The organism is Mesorhizobium oxytropidicola (assembly GCF_056174625.1).
Genome location: NZ_CM149692.1, coordinates 1,892,501 through 1,910,568, shown reverse-complemented (window position 1 = coordinate 1,910,568; position 18,068 = coordinate 1,892,501). Strand labels below are relative to the sequence as shown.

13 protein-coding genes, 1 tRNA gene, 2 rRNA genes and 2 pseudogenes (1 of these 18 cut by a window edge) are annotated in these 18,068 nt (G+C 63.8%); 11 read left to right on the top strand and 7 right to left on the bottom strand.

The window, feature by feature from the left end:
• Positions 1–9 precede the first annotated feature (9 nt).
• A complete protein-coding gene (locus AC0V8S_RS09580; protein WP_475437517.1) occupies positions 10–1,431 on the top strand; it encodes an ROK family protein in 1,422 nt (473 codons plus the stop codon).
• Between the two features lie 6 nt (positions 1,432–1,437).
• On the opposite strand, the gene AC0V8S_RS09575 is transcribed toward AC0V8S_RS09580, so the two are convergent.
• Entirely contained in the window at positions 1,438–2,112 is a 675-nt protein-coding gene (locus AC0V8S_RS09575; RefSeq protein WP_475437516.1) for a GntR family transcriptional regulator, read from the bottom strand.
• Between the two features lie 133 nt (positions 2,113–2,245).
• On the opposite strand from AC0V8S_RS09575, the gene AC0V8S_RS09570 reads away from it, so the two are divergent.
• The 8 genes and pseudogenes from AC0V8S_RS09570 (at position 2,246) to AC0V8S_RS09535 (ending at position 10,997) form a co-directional block, all read left to right on the top strand.
• Entirely contained in the window at positions 2,246–2,833 is a 588-nt protein-coding gene (locus AC0V8S_RS09570) for an amino acid synthesis family protein (protein WP_183463332.1), read from the top strand.
• On the top strand, positions 2,826–4,625 hold the full coding sequence (locus AC0V8S_RS09565) for an alpha/beta fold hydrolase (RefSeq protein ID WP_475437515.1): 1,800 nt from the start codon (positions 2,826–2,828) through the stop codon (positions 4,623–4,625). Before AC0V8S_RS09570 ends, AC0V8S_RS09565 begins: the two co-directional genes overlap by 8 nt.
• Positions 4,622–5,658: pseudogene (locus AC0V8S_RS09560) on the top strand (LLM class flavin-dependent oxidoreductase). Before AC0V8S_RS09565 ends, AC0V8S_RS09560 begins: the two are co-directional and overlap by 4 nt.
• A gap of 10 nt (positions 5,659–5,668) precedes the next feature.
• Entirely contained in the window at positions 5,669–7,138 is a 1,470-nt protein-coding gene (locus tag AC0V8S_RS09555; protein ID WP_475437514.1) for an aldehyde dehydrogenase, read from the top strand.
• 59 nt (positions 7,139–7,197) lie between these two features.
• Positions 7,198–8,202: an ABC transporter substrate-binding protein gene (locus AC0V8S_RS09550; protein ID WP_475437513.1), complete on the top strand. Its 1,005-nt coding sequence runs from the start codon at positions 7,198–7,200 to the stop codon at positions 8,200–8,202.
• Between the two features lie 59 nt (positions 8,203–8,261).
• Positions 8,262–9,122 carry an ABC transporter permease gene (locus tag AC0V8S_RS09545; protein WP_475437512.1) on the top strand — a complete coding sequence of 287 codons (861 nt, stop codon included), beginning with the start codon at positions 8,262–8,264 and terminating at the stop codon, positions 9,120–9,122.
• Between the two features lie 2 nt (positions 9,123–9,124).
• Positions 9,125–9,925 carry an ABC transporter permease gene (locus AC0V8S_RS09540; protein ID WP_475437511.1) on the top strand — a complete coding sequence of 267 codons (801 nt, stop codon included), beginning with the start codon at positions 9,125–9,127 and terminating at the stop codon, positions 9,923–9,925.
• Positions 9,922–10,997 (top strand): annotated as a pseudogene (locus AC0V8S_RS09535) (ABC transporter ATP-binding protein). The gene AC0V8S_RS09540 and the pseudogene AC0V8S_RS09535 overlap by 4 nt, the downstream one beginning before the upstream one ends.
• A gap of 56 nt (positions 10,998–11,053) precedes the next feature.
• Here the strand turns inward: AC0V8S_RS09535 and AC0V8S_RS09530 are convergent.
• A complete protein-coding gene (locus AC0V8S_RS09530) occupies positions 11,054–11,836 on the bottom strand; it encodes a DeoR/GlpR family DNA-binding transcription regulator (protein ID WP_183463344.1) in 783 nt (260 codons plus the stop codon).
• 179 nt (positions 11,837–12,015) lie between these two features.
• Here AC0V8S_RS09530 and AC0V8S_RS09525 point away from each other — a divergent pair, with 179 nt between their 5' ends.
• Positions 12,016–12,819 carry a hypothetical protein gene (locus AC0V8S_RS09525; protein WP_475437510.1) on the top strand — a complete coding sequence of 268 codons (804 nt, stop codon included), beginning with the start codon at positions 12,016–12,018 and terminating at the stop codon, positions 12,817–12,819.
• On the opposite strand, the gene AC0V8S_RS09520 is transcribed toward AC0V8S_RS09525, so the two are convergent.
• Positions 12,820–13,431: an NAD(P)-dependent oxidoreductase gene (locus AC0V8S_RS09520; RefSeq protein ID WP_475437509.1), complete on the bottom strand. Its 612-nt coding sequence runs from the start codon at positions 13,429–13,431 to the stop codon at positions 12,820–12,822.
• Between the two features lie 36 nt (positions 13,432–13,467).
• Complete coding sequence (locus AC0V8S_RS09515; RefSeq protein WP_183463355.1) at positions 13,468–14,106, bottom strand: DsbA family protein; 639 nt, start codon at positions 14,104–14,106, stop codon at positions 13,468–13,470.
• Between the two features lie 140 nt (positions 14,107–14,246).
• On the opposite strand from AC0V8S_RS09515, the gene AC0V8S_RS09510 reads away from it, so the two are divergent.
• Positions 14,247–15,164, top strand: coding sequence for a LysR family transcriptional regulator (locus AC0V8S_RS09510; protein ID WP_475437508.1), 918 nt, complete (start codon positions 14,247–14,249; stop codon positions 15,162–15,164).
• 272 nt (positions 15,165–15,436) lie between these two features.
• Here the strand turns inward: AC0V8S_RS09510 and AC0V8S_RS09505 are convergent.
• The 3 genes from AC0V8S_RS09505 to AC0V8S_RS09495 all read right to left on the bottom strand — a co-directional run.
• A tRNA-Met gene (locus AC0V8S_RS09505) sits at positions 15,437–15,513 on the bottom strand.
• A gap of 289 nt (positions 15,514–15,802) precedes the next feature.
• Positions 15,803–15,917, bottom strand: a 5S ribosomal RNA gene (gene rrf, locus AC0V8S_RS09500).
• Between the two features lie 196 nt (positions 15,918–16,113).
• A 23S ribosomal RNA gene (locus AC0V8S_RS09495) occupies positions 16,114–18,068 on the bottom strand; it runs 899 nt beyond the window's last position.

Below are 18,068 nucleotides of genomic sequence, written 5' to 3'. Positions count from 1 at the left end.
CAGGACGCCATGCCTCTCAGCATAGGAATCGATATCGGCGGCACAAATCTGCGTGCCGCCCGCATCTCCAGCACTGGTGAAATCCTCAAGCGCGTTTCCGAAAAAAGCGCGCCCGACCCGGAGCTGGTGCTCGGCCGCATCGCCGACATGGTGCGCCTTCTCGACACGCCTGATGTGAAGGCCATCGGCGTCGGTGTTCCCGGCCGCGTCGATGCGCGGCGCGGCGCGGTCCTGTCGGGCGGCTATGTCAACCTCGCCTCGGTTGCGCTGGCCCAGCGCCTCGAAGACATGACAGGCAAGCCCGTCACCATCGACAATGACTGCAACATGGCGCTGGCCGCCGAGATGGCGCTCGGCGCCGGGCGGGGCCATGGCAACATCGTCATGTTCACCATCGGCACCGGCATTGGCGGCGCCGTCGCTCAGGATCGGCGGATCACACGTGGCTCGGCAACGGCGGGGCAGCTTGGCCACATCACCGTCGACGTCAATGGCGAGGTCTGCGCCTGCGGCCGCCGCGGCTGCGTCGAGACCACCAGTTCGGGCACGGCGCTCGGCCGCCACATTGCGCGCGCCGGGCTCGGCGTCGACATTTCGGTCGATCAGCTCTTTGCCCGCGATGCGGCGGGTGACATCGCCGCACGCGACGTGCTCGACGCCTGGGCGAAGCCCTTACGCGCTGCCATTGATACCGCCGTTGCCGTGCTGGCTCCCGATCTGGTGCTGCTTGGCGGCGGCCTCGGCCGGGCGGCACACGCAGCCCTCGCCCGCGCACCGGCGCTGGCGCCCTGGTATCAATGCCAGGTCGAAGCCGCGCAACTCGGCGACGACGCCGGGGTGATCGGCGCCGGCTTGCAGGCACTGGCGGAGCCGTCAGCCCAGCACAATCGCGCGCGGCGCGCCGTGCTCGTCAACGGCATCCCGGCCAGCGGCAAGAGCACGGTTTCACGCGGCATCGCCGATCGCATGGGCTGGCCATTGCTGGCGCTCGACACGATCAAAAACCCGTTCCTCGAAGTGCTCGGCGGCGGCGACCGCTTGTTCAACCGCACGCTCGGCCGCGCCAGCTACCAAGCAATCTGGTCGGTCGTCGGCGAAGCCCCGGTGGGCACCACCGTGGTCGTTGATGCCTGGTTCGGTTTCCAGCCGCGCGAGGTTCTGGAGGATCATCTGCGAAAGGCTGGCGTCGAGCAGACTTTCGAAATCTGGTGCCACGCGCCCGGCGAGGTGCTTGCCGAGCGCTACGGCGCCCGACTCGACCAGCGTCCCGCCGGCCATCCCGGTGCGGCCTATGTCCCCGAACTGATCGAGCTCGCCAAGCGCGCCGAGCCGCTGCGGCGCGGGCCGCTCTTCGACGTCGACACGACGAAGCCGATCGACTTCGATGCCATCACAGCCTGGCTGCGAGCGGTCATGGCCGGCGGCGCTTAGGCAGCGTCACGCCGGCGGCCGCAGCGCCGTGCGGGCGATCTGCCAGGCCGATTCGACATGGCGCCGCGCCGCGGCTTCCGCCTCGTCCGGCTTGCGTCCCCGGATCGCATCCATGATCTCGTTCATCTCGGCGATCGCCGCTTCGCGTCGATTGGTCGAGACGATGGTCATGGAACGAAGCTGGTTGATGCGGACATTCAGCCCGCTGACGATTTCCCAGGCGACGCGCTTGTCGGCGGCCTCGAACAGCGCCTCGTAGAATTTGGTTGTCGCCCGCATCACCGCCGGCGGCGTCCCAGATGCCCACGCCTCGAACAGGTCGGCCAAGGCGCGCTCCAGCGTCGCCAGCTGTTCGCTGGTCGCCGACAGGGCGCAGGCGCGTGCGGCAATGCCTTCGAGCAGCGCCCTGAGCTCATAGATCTCGTCGGTGCGGCCAAGGTCGGGCCTCGCCACCGCCGGCCCATGCCCAGGGATCATCTGCACGAGCCCCTCGGCTTCCAGCTGGCGCAGAACCTCGCGCACGACGGAACGGCTCACGCCAAGCTGGTCACAAAGCGGTCGCTCGACCAGCCTTTCGCCGGGCTGGAAATGGAAATCCATGATCGCCTCGCGCATGCGCTCCAGCGCTAACGTCCTCAAGGTTTTGGCGCTGCGGTCGATGCGAAGCGTGTCGTCTGGCATGTGTTGCCTCCTGCGCCGCCACAAAACAGATTCCATGCCCGGTTGACAAGGTACTTGGCGCTCCATAGCATGGTATACCATAAGATGATACAGGGATCGCATGGTCCCACGACGTCGCCGACCCGAGGATTTCATGCTGCCTGCCATTCGCAAGATCGTGACCTATTCCGAGAACACGCTGATCGAAGGCGGCAAGGCTGCACCCCGACCGCTGCGCCTGATCGGGGTCGCCGCGGTGCTGACCAACCCCTGGGCCGGACGTGGCTTCACCGACGACCTTTCGCCCGAAATCCGCGCCTGTGCGCCGGTGCTGGGAGAAATCCTGACCCGCGAGATCATTGCCGCCGCCGGTTCCGGCGAGGCGATCGAGGGCTACGGCAAGGCGGCCATTTGCGGCACGTCAGGCGAGATCGAGCATGCCTCGGCGCTGATTCACACGCTGCATTTCGGCAACCATTATCGTCGCGCCGTCGGCGCCAAGACCTATCTCGCCTTCACCAATCTGCGCGGCGGGCCAAACACGCCGATCATGATCCCGTTGATGGACAAGAACGACGAAGGGCGGCGCTCGCATTACCTGACCGTGCATTTCCAGATCGGCGATGCGCCGGCGCCGGACGAGCTGGTGGTGGCGCTCGGCGCTTCGATCGGCGGCCGCCCGCATCATCGCATCGGCGATCGCTACCAGGACCTCAAGGAGCTCGGGGACGTGCATGGCTGACGCTTCCGCATGGGCTCGACAGGGCACGGCGCCCGACGGCACAGGCTTCATCCGCGCCGGCGCGGGCGCGCCGGTGCTGTTCATCCACGGCGTCGGCATGAACGCCGCGATCTGGCAGCCGCAGATCGAGCGCATGGCCGACAGCTTTGACGTGATCGCCATCGACATGCTCGGCCATGGCCTTTCGCCGCTACCGCCGCAGCATCCGGAGCTGGCCGACTACGCCGATCAGGCCATTCGTCTGCTCGATCATCTCGGCCTCGACAAGGCGTTCGTCATCGGCCACTCGATGGGCGCGCTCGTTGCCCAGGAACTCGCGCTGCGTGCACCGGAGCGCGTCCGCCGCATCGTGTCCCTCAACGCCGTGTTCCGGCGCCCGCCTGAATTGGCCAAGGCCGTCCAGGAGCGAGCGGCCGCTCTCAATAGCCGTGCCGACGCTGCCGGCGCCGCGCAGACTATCGCGCGCTGGTTTGGAGATCCGGTGCCGGCCGAACTCAAGGCAGCGGCCGAGAAGACGTCATCTGCACTGAGCGCGGTCGACCCGGAAGGCTATGCCCGCACCTATCGCCTGTTCGCTCGTGCCGACGGCGATCAGGCCGACCGCCTGCCGACGCTGGCCGTACCGGCCCTGTTCATGACTGGCTCCGAGGATAGAAATTCTTCGCCGGCAATGTCTGCCGCGATGGCACGCCTGGCGCCGCGCGGCCGCTGCACGGTGCTGCGGGGCGAGAGGCACATGATGGCGGTGGCGGGACCGGACCTCACCACGCGCCATATCGTTGACTTCCTCGCCGAGGACGAAGCGGCAGAACAAGATGGCACTGCGAAGACGAATGCCGGCTTCGACAGCGGCGAGTTCCGCCGCGCGCTGGGTTCTTTCCTCACCGGCGTCACCATCGTCACCACGATCGGCCCCGAAGGCGAGCCGCGCGGCTTCACCGCAAACTCCTTCACCTCAGTGTCGCTCGATCCGCCGCTGGTGCTGGTCTGCATCGCCCACAAGGCGCTTGGCCATCCCGTCTTCGCAACCTCGAAAAGCTTCGCCATCAACGTCCTCAACGAGGGCCAGAAGGCGGCGTCCGGCATCTTCGCCTCGAAAGCCGCCGACAAATTTGCCTCCGTGGCCTGGCGGCCGGGACGGACCGGCAGCCCCGTGCTGGACGGCTCCGTCGCATGCTTCGACTGTGACATGGAGCGGCTGGTCGATGCCGGCGATCATTCGATCCTCATCGGCCGCGTCCGCGATTTCGAGCACAATTCCGCGCAGCCGCTCGGCTATTGCCGCGGCGCCTATGTCGCACCCGGCCTCAGCCAGGATGCGCTCGCCGCCACCCAGCCCGGCACCGATGTCGGCGCCATCCTCGAAAATGGCGGCCGGATCCTGTTCCTGGAGACAGCGGACGGCTTTGAACTGCCGCGCGGCCGGGGATTGGGCTCGGCCGGCGATGGCAAAAGCCTGCGAGGGCTGCTTGCGACGAAGGCCATCGAGGCCCAACTCGGCTTCCTGTTCGCCGTCTGGGACGACGCCGGGCCTGTTTCACGCACGCACGTCTACTATCGCGGCACGTTCGACGTGCCCGCTTCCAGCGATCGCGGCATCAGGCTGATCGAGATCGACGCGATCGAAGGATTGAAGATCGCCGACCCGGCGATCCGCTCGATGCTCGCGCGCTATATCAGGGAATGCTCGGTGGACGCATTCGGCGTCTATGTCGGCAACGATGTCGAAGGCGAGGTCCGGCCGCTCGCCAGGGCTGGCGCTTCCGCCGTCAACACAGGTGACCACGGATGAAATTCTCGCTCTTCGTGCATATGGAACGGTCGGATCTGGCCAAGCCGCATTCCGAGCTTGTGACCGAGCTCGAGGAGCTGGTCCTGATGGCCGAACAGGCAGGCTTCGAGACCGCCTGGATCGGCGAGCATCACGGCATGGAATTCACCATCTCGCCGAACCCTTTCATCAACATCGCCTATCTCGCCGCCAAGACCAGCCGTATCCGTCTCGGCACCGGAACCGTGATCGCGCCCTTCTGGCACCCGATCAAGCTTGCCGGCGAAGCGGCGATGGCCGACGTCATCAGCGGCGGCCGGCTCGACATCGGCATCGCGCGCGGCGCCTACAGCTATGAATATCAGCGCGTCTTCCCGGGCCTCGACGCCTGGGGCGCCGGCCAGCGCATGCGCGAGATCATACCGGCGATCCGCGGCCTCTGGGACGGCGACTTCGAACTCTCCGGCGCGTTCTGGCAATTCCCGCCGACCACCTCCTCGCCCAAGCCGCTGCAGAAACCCTACCCGCCGATCTGGGTGGCGGCGCGCGACCCGAACTCGCACAACTTCGCCGTCGCCAATGGATGCAAGGTCCAGGTGACGCCGCTGGCTTCCGGCGATGACGAAGTGACGAGCCTGATGCAGCGTTTCAACGCCGCCTGCGCCGCGCATCCCGAGATCGAACGGCCGGAAATCATGCTTTTGATGCACACCTTCGTCGCCGAGGACGCGGCCGACGCCGATCGCCTCACGCAGGACCTGTCGACTTTCTACTGCCAGTTCGGCGCCTGGTTCCAAACAAGAAGCCGGTACATCAAGGCATATTGGAGCCGCTGACGGCGGACGAGATCGCGGCCATGCCGCAATACGCGCCGGACAAGATCAGGCAGAATCTGGTGATCGGCGAGGCCGACGAGGTCATCGCCCGGCTCAAGGCCTATGAGGCGCTCGGCTACGACCAGTATTCGATCTGGATCGACAGCGGGCTTTCGCACGAGCGCAAGACGAAATCGCTGCAACTGTTCATCGACCGGGTGATGCCGGCCTTCCTCTGATCGCGAGCCCATGACCGACGCTGTTTTCAGGAACTTCATCGACGGCCACTTCGACGAGCCGTCCGCCACTTTCGACAGTGTCGACCCGTCGACCGGGGCAGCCTGGGCGAAAATGCCGGCGGCGACCGAAGCGGATGTCGACCGTGCCGTCGAGGCGGCGCACCGCGCACTGCGCTCAGACCCATGGCGAAGGATGACAGCGACGGCGCGTGGAAAGCTGCTGGTCAAGCTCGGCGACCTCGTTGCCGCCAATGCCCGGCGCCTGGCCGAGGTCGAGACACGCGACACCGGCAAGATCATCCGCGAGACCCGCGCCCAGATCGCCTATGTCGGCGACTACTACCGCTATTATGGCGGGCTCGCCGACAAGCACGAAGGCGCGCATGTGCCTGTTGACAAGGCGGGCCTCGACGTCACCATCCGCCGCGAGCCGATCGGCGTCGTTGCCGCGGTGGTGCCGTGGAACTCGCAGCTCTTCCTCTCGGCCGTCAAGCTCGGCCCGGCGCTCGCCGCCGGCTGCACCATCGTGCTCAAGGCTTCCGAGGACGGCCCGGCGCCGCTGCTCGCCTTTGCCGAACTGGTTCATGAGGCCGGCTTTCCCCCAGGCGTCGTCAACATCCTCACCGGCTTTGGCCAGGATTGCGGCCGGCGCCTGACCAGCCATCCGCTGGTTTCGCGCGTCGCCTTCACCGGCGGCCCGTCGACGGCGCGCGCCATCGTCAGGAACACGGCGGAGAACCTTGCCTACACCACGCTGGAACTCGGCGGCAAAAGCCCAGTCGTCGTCTTTGCCGACGCCGACCTCGACAGCGCCGCCAACGCGGTCGTCGCCGGTATTTTCGCGGCGACCGGCCAGAGCTGCGTCGCCGGCTCGCGGCTGCTGGTCGAGCGTTCGGTGAAGGATGAATTCCTCGGCAGGCTGAAGCGCAAGGCCGAGGCGATCCGCATCGCCGATCCGCAGGACCCGGCGACCGAAATGGGTCCGCTCGCCACGCTGCGCCAACTAGACTGGATCGAGAAGGTGGTCGCCGAGAGCCTTGCCGCGGGCGGCATGCTGGTCAGCGGCGGCACGCGGCCAGCCGGCAGCGGCTTCTATTACACGCCGACCATCATCGACGCCGGCGACCGCGACCTGCCTTGCGTGCGCGAGGAGCTGTTCGGACCGGTGCTCAGCGTGCTTGCCTTCGACACCGAGGCGCAAGCGCTGGCGCTCGCCAACGATACGCCCTTCGGCCTGGCTTCCGGCGTCTTCACCAGCAATCTCGGCAAGGCGCACCGCATGGCGCGCGACATCCATGCCGGCGTCGTCTGGGTCAACACCTATCGCGCCGTATCGCCGCTCGTCCCCTTCGGCGGTTACGGCCTGTCAGGCCTCGGCCGCGAAGGCGGGCTCGATGCCATCAGAGATTACACGCGCTCGAAATCCGTCTGGATCAACACCTCGGACGAGCCGATCCCCGATCCCTTCGTCATGCGCTGAGGAGCGCGGGATGCAGGTGCACTGAGAAAAACAAGAACAGACCAACAGAGGAGAATGACATGAAACTGATTTTGACCGGCCTGCTGGCCGGGCTGCTCGCGGCAACCGCCGCCAAGGCCGACGAGATGGCGTTCACCAGCTGGGGCGGCACCACACAGGAAGCGCAGACCAAATCCTGGGCGGCCCCCTTCGAAGCCAGCTCCGGCATCAAGGTGCTACAGGATGGGCCGACCGACTACGGCAAGCTCAAGGCCATGGTCGACGCCGGCAATGTCACCTGGGATGTCGTCGACGTGGAAATGGATTTCGCCATAAAGGCCGCCAAGGACGGGCTGCTGGAGCCGATCGACTATGCGGTCGTGCCCAAGGCCGATCTCGACCCGCGCTTCAGCAATGAGCATGCCGTCGGCAGCTTCTACTATTCCTTCGTGCTCGCCTGGAACAAGGGCGCCGTTACGGGCGAACCGGCCGGCTGGGCCGACATGTTCGATACCAAGAAATTCCCCGGCAAGCGGACCTTCTACAAATGGTCGGCGCCGGGCGTCATCGAAATCGCGCTGCTCGCCGACGGCGTGCCGGCGGACAAACTCTATCCGCTCGACCTCGACCGTGCCTTCAAGAACTCGACACCATCAAGTCCGATATCGTCTGGTGGGGCGGCGGTGCCGAGTTCGCAGCAGCTGATTGCTTCCGGCGAGGCCGCCTTCGGCCAGTTGTGGAACGGGCGTGTCTTCGCCCTGCAGCAGGATGGCACCGATGTCGGCGTCGCCTGGAATCAGAACCTCACCGCCGCCGACGTGCTCGTCGTGCCGAAGGGCGCGAAGAACAAGGGCAGCGCGATGAAGTTCCTCGCCGCCGCCACCAGCCCGACCGGGCAGGCGAAATTCGCCGAGGCGAGCGGCTATGCGCCCATCAACACCAAGGCCAAGGCGGAGATGCCCGCCGATGCGGTCAAGGCCCTGCCAGATGCCCATGTCGAGGGCCAGATCAACCTCGACATGAACTACTGGGCCGAGCATCGCGACGAGATCGCCACGCGCTGGTACGCATGGCAGACCAAGTAACGCCGGTGCAGGTTGACGGGGCGCGGCTTGCGCGCCCCGTTGCGAGATAGGACCGCTCGATGCAGGGAAATTCCTTCAGACGCGGCTCGGTTGCCGGCCTGCCGGCCGGCAGCGGCAGCGCCTTGCCGGCCCTTCTCCTGGTCGGCCTGTTCTTCATCGTGCCGGTGGTCGCGCTCTTGCTGCGCAGCGTCATCGATCCTGAACCTGGCTTGCAGAACTATGCGGCACTGTTCGGTAGCGGCACCTATGTGCGGGTGTTCCTCAACACCTTCCTGGTCGCCGCCGTCGTCACTGCGGTCACCATCGTGGTGGCTTTTCCCGTGGCCTGGATGCTGGCGATCATGCCGCCCGCCCTCGGCTCGATCGTCTTCGGCATCATCATCCTGTCGATGTGGACGAACCTTCTCACCCGCACCTATGCGTGGATGGTGCTGCTGCAGCGCACCGGCGTGATCAACAGGGCCTTGATGGGGCTCGGCATCATCCACGAGCCGCTGCCGCTCATCAACAATCTCGCCGGCGTCACCATCGGCATGGTCTACATCATGCTGCCCTTCATGATCCTGCCGCTGGTCGGCACTTTGCGCGCCATCGACCCGATGACGCTGCGCGCCGCCGCCCTTTGCGGCGCAAGCCCGTTCGAGGCCTTCCGCCGCATCCTCTTGCCGCTGTCGCTTCCCGGCATCGCCGCCGGCGGGCTGATGGTCTTCGTCATGTCGCTTGGCTACTTCGTGACGCCTGCCCTGCTCGGCGGCACATCGAACATGATGCTGGCCGAAATGATCGCCCAGACCGTGCAGTCGCTGCTCAACTGGGGGCTCGGCAGTGCGGCTGCCTTCGTCCTGCTTGTCGTCACCATGGCGCTGTACGCGATCCAGCTTCGCCTGGTCGGCGCCAGGCGCGCCGGCGGAGGGATCTGAGGATGCTGCTCGACTATGACAGGCTCGGATGGCTGCGCGTGGCGCTTGTCGGCTTCACGGCGGCGGTCGCGGCTTTCCTTTTGCTGCCGGTGGTCTTCATCGTGCTCCTGTCATTCGGCTCTTCGCGCTGGCTGGCCTTCCCGCCGCCCGGCTGGACGCTGAAATGGTACCAGCAATTGCTGGCCGACCCGAGCTGGATCGATGCCGCGCTGACCAGCGCCCGAATTGCCGCCATGGCCGCCATCCTCGCCGTCGTCATCGGCCTGTTCGCCTCCTTCAGCCTGGTCAGGGGCGAGTTTCGCGGACGCCAGGTCCTGCGCGGACTGCTGTTGACGCCGATGGTGCTGCCGGTGGTCGTGTTCGCCATCGCCATCTACGCCTTCTTCCTGCGCATCGGCCTCGCCGGCACCACGGTCGGCTTCGTCATCGCGCACACCATCCTGGCGCTGCCCTTCGCCATCATTCCGATCACCGCCGCGCTCGAGGGTTTCGACAAATCCATCGAGGACGCGGCCATCGTCTGCGGCGCCAGCCCACTGCAGGCGCGGCTGAGGATCACTTTGCCGTCGATCAGGATCGGCATCTTCTCGGCGGCGATCTTTTCCTTCCTGGCCTCGTGGGACGAGGTCGTGGTGGCGATCTTCATGGCAAGCCCGACCTTGCAGACCTTGCCGGTGAAGATCTGGGGCAGCCTGCGCGCCGACCTCAGCCCGATCGTCGCCGCCGCCTCCAGCCTGCTCGTCGGCCTGACGCTCTGCCTGATGATCGTGACCGCACTCCTACGCAGAAAATTGTCCAGATGACCCGACCGTTCCTGTCCATACGCGCGGTGAGAAGACGTTCGGCGCCTTCGTCGCCGTCCATGACGTCACCATCGATGTGCCCAAGGGCGAGTTCCTGACGTTCCTCGGCCCGTCGGGCTCCGGCAAGTCGACGACGCTCTACGCCATCGCCGGTTTCCAGGATCCGAGCTCGGGCGATGTGCTCCTAGAGGACAGGTCGCTGCTCTCGGTGCCATCGCACAAGCGCAACATCGGCATGGTCTTCCAGCGCTACACGCTGTTCCCGCATCTGAGCGTCGCCGAGAATGTCGCCTTTCCGCTGCGCGTGCGCCGCCGGTCCGACGGCGAGGTCAAGCGCAAGGTCGCCGATATGCTGGCGCTGGTGCGTCTCGAAAACTTCGCCGACCGTTTTCCGGGCGCGCTGTCGGGCGGCCAGCAGCAGCGCGTGGCGCTTGCCCGCGCGCTCGCCTACGACCCGCCGATCCTCCTGATGGACGAGCCGCTATCGGCACTCGACAAGAAGCTGCGCCAGGAGATCCAGGCCGAGATCCGCCGTATCCACCGCGAGACCGGCGTCACCATCCTCTATGTCACGCACGACCAGGAAGAGGCGCTGCATCTTTCGGATCGCATCGCTCTGTTCAGGGAAGGCCGCATCGAACAGATCGGCACGGGCGAGGATCTTTACCTCCGGCCGGCGAGCGAGTTCGTCGCCGGCTTCATCGGCAACTCGAATTTCCTGCCGGCCGAGCATTTGCAAACCACGGGCGGTGCTTCAACGATCCGCCTGGCCGACGGCTCGATCGTGACCGGCGTCAAGACGACAACGCCCTTCGGCCAAGGCCAGAAGGTCCGGCTGATGGTCCGCCCGGAAGCCTTCCGCCTCACGCCGGGACCGGCGAACGCGGCATTGGCCGTCGAGATCGTCGATACCGCCTTTTTCGGTGACCGCCGCCGCGTCGTGGCGCGCCTGGCCGGCGGCGACGAGATCGATGTCAGGCCAACCTCTGACGCGGAGGGGGCGGACAGCGCCATTGCATCAGGTCAGCGCATCTTTTTCGATCCCGCTTCGGCGTTCCTGTTCCCGGCCTGATGGCCGCAAACCTTCCGCGGGAGTCGGATTGCGACTGATCCTCCCGCAGCGGTCGCTCAGTCGGCGTTGAAGACATGAAGTTCCGTTCCAGCCGCTTCGATGATGGCGCGCAGTGCCGGCTGCGGCTCACGATCGGTGACGATGTCGGAAAGCTCGCCGAGCGGGCAGACGCGTTCGAGGCTGTTGCGGCCGAACTTGTCATTGGTCACCACAAGCGCCGTCGACAGCGCGCGAGAGATCATCGCCCGCTTGACCGCCGCCGCCCCCGAGATCATGTCGCTAGGCCCGTCCGCGGACAGGCTCGACGCCCCGATGATGGCAATGTCGGCATTGTAGCGCCTGACGAATTCCACCGTATCCTCACCGACCACGCTGGCTTCGCGGCTGTCATAGGTGCCGGGGCACAGGATAACCCGGAAGGTCGGATTGGCCCCAGTTACCGAGGCCACGCCGATGGAGTTGGTGATGATGGTCAGCTCGCGCTTCAGCTGCGAGAGACTGCGCGCCACCTCGTAGGTTGTCGAGCCGCCATCGATCATCACGATTTGGCCTTTCTCGACCAGTCCCGCCGCGCCACGCCCGATCCGGGCACGCTCCTCGATCATGGTCTGGCTGCGCTCGGCGATCACCGGCTCGGATGTCACCAGCGAGATCGTCGCGCCGCCATAGGTACGGTTGAGCAATCCCGCATCGCCAAGCTCGATCAGGTCGCGGCGGATCGTTTCGCCGGCGACACCCAGGCGCAAAGCGAGCCTGGAGATACGGATCGAGGCCGAGCGGCGCACTTCCGACAGGATGAGTGCATGCCGCTCCTTCTTCGATAGTCGGCTTTGCTCCATGATCGGTCCTCCGCGAAGTCGACACTATTAACCATGCCGACACTGATGGGGAAGGAGTCTCGCATGGCCCAGCGACCTGTCCCGATTCGAACGGCTCAATCCAGACGCCGGCTGACAAGCGCAAGCGCCGGTGATCAGATGATGTTCTGACGAATCGGCGCAAGACGACGGAGACTGCAATGCATGTCGTGACATTGCTGAAGGCTGATATGTTCGACGTCGAAATCGACGGCAAGCCCGCCTCGATCGCGCAGGCCTTGCCGGACTGGAACCCGCATGATCGTTTCGGCCTGGTGATCGACGATGCGCTTGGCGGTATCGGCGCCACTCATCTGCTGCAGATCGCCATCACCGCCTTCTACGACATCAAGCCGAGCCGCCGCACGGAGCTGACGGTCTATCCCGAAATCTATGCCTTCCACATCGGCAAGGGGTATGGCGCGCATGCGCCCTATGATTTCTGGCCGGCCCGGCGCGAGGTCATCACCTCGCTCGATCATCGTGAGGTGCTCGACGCCATCAATGATCGCGGCATCACAAGGCTGGCTGTTCCCGATCGCGCGCCGCGCGAGGTCGTGCATCGGCCCAAAGAGGTCGATGCTGCGCTCGACCGTATCGCCTCGGCCTTCGTCTACAGCCCGTCGGGCCGGGTCGCGGATCCGGATCTGGTCATTTCGGGTAACGACAAGCGAACCGAATACAATCCCAACAGCGCCTTGCGGCCGCGCTACACCGACAGCCGGCCGGCTTCGGTTTCGACTACGGCCAAGCCGGTCAAGGAACTCGACTCGTCCTACCAAGACTGGCTTCGCAAGCGCGAGCACGATTTGACTGCCGAGGAACGCGCCTTTGTCGAACGCCGCCGGCAGGAGCTGAGACAGGACGGCCTCGTCACCGAAACCTATCGGCGTGTCGGCGTCCGCGAAGCGCCGATGCGGCTGGCGTCGGCCGGCCTCGATCGAGACACGGCCGCTGCCGGTTGATCAATAGCCGACCGTAAAACGCTGCCTGACATGGGCAGGCTTCTCGATCTCGTCGACCATGACGATGGCATAGTCCTCGAAGGAGATGCTGCTGCCCTTGTCCGACGCCAGAAGCGTGTCCTTGCCAAGGCGGTATTGGCCGGTGCGCTCGCCCGGGATGAACATGGCGGAAGGCGACAGGAAGGTCCAGTCGAGGTCGCCGACGGTCTTCAACGTGTCGAGGAAATCGGCGCCCTTCTGTGCCTCGGCCTTGTAGATTGCCGGGAATTCGGGGGTATCGACCAGCCTCTTGCCGGGTGCGACTTCAAGGCTGCCGGCGCCGCCGACGATGAGGTAGCGCTTCGCGCCCGAAGCGCGCACCGCGGCGATCAGCGTGTCGGGATCGCTGTCCAGGAAATGCACGGCGCTGATCACGACATCATGGCCATGGATCAGCTTGGCTAGACCTTCCTTGTCGAAGACATCGCCCTTCTTGGCCGTCACACCAGGCAGGTCGGCAATCTTTTCAGGGTTGCGGGTAATACCGGTGACCGTGTGGCCACGGTCGGAGAGTTCCTTGAGCAGGCGCGAACCGACAGCGCCCGATGCGCCAACGAGAGCGACTTTTGCCATGTCTTTTTCCAGTCTTGTTTGGGGGTTGTTGGGAGATCACGCCGCCGCGATATGGGCGACGAGATTGTCGAAGCTGCCGAACAGCGCGTTGGAGCCGATGAGCCGGGGGGCATCGTTGCGGATAATTGCGAGTGAGGGCACACCATTGGCATGCAGGCGCTGGAACAGGGCGCGGCCGCGCCCGACCAGTTCGCGGTAAGCCGCCAGCAATGTCTCGCTCGGCTTCTTCAGCATGACTGCGGCATCCGCCATGCCGGCGTCGGCGAGCACGGCAGCGACACCTTCGACAGTCACGATATCGCGACCGTCGACATAGCGCGCACGCTGGATCGCCTTCAGTGCGCTGAGCCGGCGGCTAGAATCTTCCAGGCCGGCGGCACAGATGCCAAGAGTCGCGGCATGCGAGTCGAGCAAGGTGCCGCGGATGCCAAGGACGTTGCGCTGATAGGCCTGTGTGAATGCCTGTCCGGTCAGACGCTCGATACGCTGGTCGTTTGCCCAGGCATGGGCGGCAAAACCCTCATCCATGGGCCGTGCCCCGGCGCCGGAGAACAGCCCGGTCGGCAGCAGCTCGATGCGCGCACCGCTGGCCGACAGCCTGTCCAGCATCGGCGTGGCGCCATAGCACCAGCCGCAGAGCGGATCGAAAAGGTAAGTCACGTCTGGATTGCTCACGATCGCTGCCATCCTTGCTGCAGGATACCGGCTGCGAGGCCGGTCGAATGTCCTGGCCCACATGTGGCAGGCGGCAGTCTTGCGATAAATGCCACTCAATAATACAAACTGTCTGATCAGATCAGACAAAAGCACTCACCTTGGCCGACCTTCTGAACCTCAACCGGCTCGTCTACTTCACCACGGTGATGGAAACCGGCTCGTTCACGGCGGCGGCGGACAGGCTCGACGTCGCCAAGGCCGTCGTCAGCCATCAGATCGGCAGGCTCGAAGAGGAGTTGGGCGCGACGCTGCTGCAGCGCACGACCCGACGCGTCACGCCGACCGAGGAAGGCCGGCTCTTCTATGACCGGGCGGTGATCATCCTGCGCGAGGCGGAGGCAGCTTATGGTGAGATATCGCACGGGGCGATTGAGCCCAGCGGAATGCTGAGGCTGACCGCGCCGCTCGACTATGGCACCAGGATAGTGGCGCCGGTGATGGCGGCATATCTGAAGACCTATCCAAACATGCGGGTCGAGGCGATTTTCGACGATGCCGTGAGCAATCTGGTCGATGAGCAGATCGACCTGGGTATCCGCGTCGGCTGGCTCACTGATTCCTCCAACCAGGCGCGGCGCTTGGGCACGATACGGCAGGTCGTGGTGGCGAGCCCGGCTTTCGCTGCAAGCCTGCCGCCCGACGTCACCCCACGCCAGGCGCGATCGCTGGCCTGGGTCGGCAACGCCCAGCTGCGCGGCGTCGGCCAATGGCTGTTCTCCAGGGACGGCGAGACGGTGCTGACCGAGCTCAATCCCGTCGTCGTCTGCGACAAAAGCCCGGCGGCCTATGCTTGCGTGCTCGCCGGCATCGGCCTGGGTATATTTCCCGACTATGCGGTCGATGAGGATATCGTCGGGGATCGGCTTGTGCGGATATTCGCGCAGTGGACCTTGCCGACCGGCGGCATCCACGCGGTGTTTCCTCCAGCCCGCTTCCGGCCCGCCAAGGTGCGCGCCTTCGTCGAATTGCTCGCGGCGGCCGAGAGAAAGCGGGCGCGCGGCGTCATCAAGGGGTGAAGCGCCTCGCAATGTATAATGTCAGTGCAAACTTACATTGATGCAAAAATAGCTCTGCCTGCACTGATGTGCTCCAATCGAGCCTAGAAACGCGAACGGCCGGCCGGCATTGATCCAGGCTGGCCGATTTTGATTTGGTTTTGGGGAGAGGATTTGGCTTTTCTGTACCGCGGGTCGGCAAGGCCTGCTTGCGGGCTGCTGCTGAGGGTTAAAGTCGCCGGCGCCGACAGCTAAATACAAAAAGGCCCGCTTGAGGCGGGCCGATTTTGATTTGGTTGCGGGGACAGGATTTGAACCTGTGACCTTCAGGTTATGAGCCTGACGAGCTACCGGGCTGCTCCACCCCGCGCCACCTCTAGGCAAGCGTTTGCTTGCCGAACTAGGCAAGCGTTTGCTTGCCGAACTAGGCAAGCGTTTGCTTGCCGAACTAAGCAAGCGTTTGCTTGCTGATCTGAGCAAGCGTTTGCTTGCTTTGGACGTAAGCGCACACCTACGACTAGGCTGGCTTACAAATAGGTAGATGGCTCACCAAATGAAAGGGCCGCTTACGCGGCCCGTGGTCCCTTGGCGGGCCTTGTTCGTAGAGAGAAGATTTCACTGACATCCGCTTGGATGTGAGTTCAACGTGCGTTTAGCAGACCTGGCAGCGACCTACTCTCCCGCGTCTTGAGACGAAGTACCATCAGCGCTGGAGCGTTTCACGGCCGAGTTCGGAATGGGATCGGGTGCAGCCGCTCCGCCATAACCACCAGGTCGGCAAAACGCACGTTGTTCGAGAAGCTGTTTTCTGTGCCAAGGCGACGTTTGTGGCTTTCGGGCGTAAGCCCGCAAGCGCGACTGCGCGTCGCCGGTTTTCCGGCGCCCTCGCGGAGCATAGGCCCGTAAGGGCCGCTCATGCGTGAGCGCTGGCAGACCATCTGACTTTGTCAGATGAGCATAAGGAATGAGAACGATCAAGCCGATCGAACTATTAGTACCGGTAAGCTTCAAGCGTTGCCGCTCTTCCACACCCGGCCTATCAACGTGGTCGTCTTCCACGGTTCTCAGGGAATACTCGTTTTAAGGTGGGTTTCCCGCTTAGATGCCTTCAGCGGTTATCCCGTCCGGATATAGCTACCCTGCTATGCGGCTGGCGCCACAACAGGTCCACCAGAGATCCGTCCATCCCGGTCCTCTCGTACTAGGGACAGATCCTTTCAATATTCCTACACCCACGGCAGATAGGGACCGAACTGTCTCACGACGTTCTGAACCCAACTCACGTACCGCTTTAAATGGCGAACAGCCATACCCTTGGGACCTGCTCCAGCCCCAGGATGCGATGAGTCGACATCGAGGTGCCAAACAACCCCGTCGATATGGACTCTTGGGGGTCATCAGCCTGTTATCCCCGGCGTACCTTTTATCCGTTGAGCGATGGCCCTTCCACGCGGGACCACCGGATCACTATGACCGACTTTCGTCTCTGCTCGACTTGTCAGTCTCGCAGTCAGGCAGGCTTATGCCATTGCACTCAGCGAACGATTTCCGACCGTTCTGAGCCCACCATCGCGCGCCTCCGTTACTCTTTAGGAGGCGACCGCCCCAGTCAAACTACCCACCATACATTGTCCGGACCCGGATAACGGGCTGCGGTTAGACATCCATAGTAATAAGGGTGGTATTTCAAGGGTGGCTCCACCTGAGCTGGCGCCCAGGTTTCAAAGCCTACCACCTATCCTACACATGCCACTACGAATGCCAATGTAAAGCTATAGTAAAGGTGCACGGGGTCTTTCCGTCTAACCGCAGGAACCCCGCATCTTCACGGGGAATTCAATTTCACTGAGTCTATGCTGGAGACAGCGGGGAAGTCGTTACGCCATTCGTGCAGGTCGGAACTTACCCGACAAGGAATTTCGCTACCTTAGGACCGTTATAGTTACGGCCGCCGTTTACTGGGGCTTCGATTCAGAGCTTGCACCCCTCCTCTTAACCTTCCAGCACCGGGCAGGCGTCAGACCCTATACGTCGTCTTGCGACTTCGCAGAGCCCTGTGTTTTTGATAAACAGTCGCTACCCCCTGGTCTGTGCCACCCTCCTCCACTTGCGTGGAAAAGGGTCACGCTTCTTCCGAAGTTACGCGTGCAATTTGCCGAGTTCCTTCAGCATAGTTCTCTCAAGCGCCTTGGTATACTCTACCAGACCACCAGTGTCGGTTTCGGGTACGGTTTATAAGGAGGAGCTATTTCCTGGAACCACGCAGCAGCCCGTTCAATCCGATAAGATTGGACTACCTCAATGATCCGTCACTACCTCCAAGCCCACGAATATTAACGTGGTTCCCATCGACTACGCGTTTCCGCCTCGTCTTAGGGGCCGGCTAACCCTGCTCAGATTAGCTTTAAGCAGGAACCCTTGGTCTTTCGGCGGGGGAGTCTCTCACTCCCCTTACGTTACTCATGTCAGCATTCGCACTTCTGATACCTCCACCACCCCTCACGGGTATGGCTTCATCAGCTTACAGAACGCTCCGCTACCGCTCGTATTGCTACGAACCCTAAGCTTCGGTGTATGGCTTTAGCCCCGTTACATTTTCGGCGCAAAGACCCTTATTTAGACCAGTGAGCTGTTACGCTTTCTTTAAATGATGGCTGCTTCTAAGCCAACATCCTGGTTGTTTTGGGATCCTCACATCCTTTCCCACTTAGCCATAACTTGGGGACCTTAGCTGTAGGTCAGGGTTGTTTCCCTTTTCACGACGGACGTTAGCACCCGCCGTGTGTCTGCCGACTAGTACTCCCAGGTATTCGGAGTTTGGTTAGGTTTGGTAATCCGGTGAGGACCCCTAGCCCATCCAGTGCTCTACCCCCTGGGGTATTCGGTCGACGCTCTACCTAAATAGATTTCGCGGAGAACCAGCTA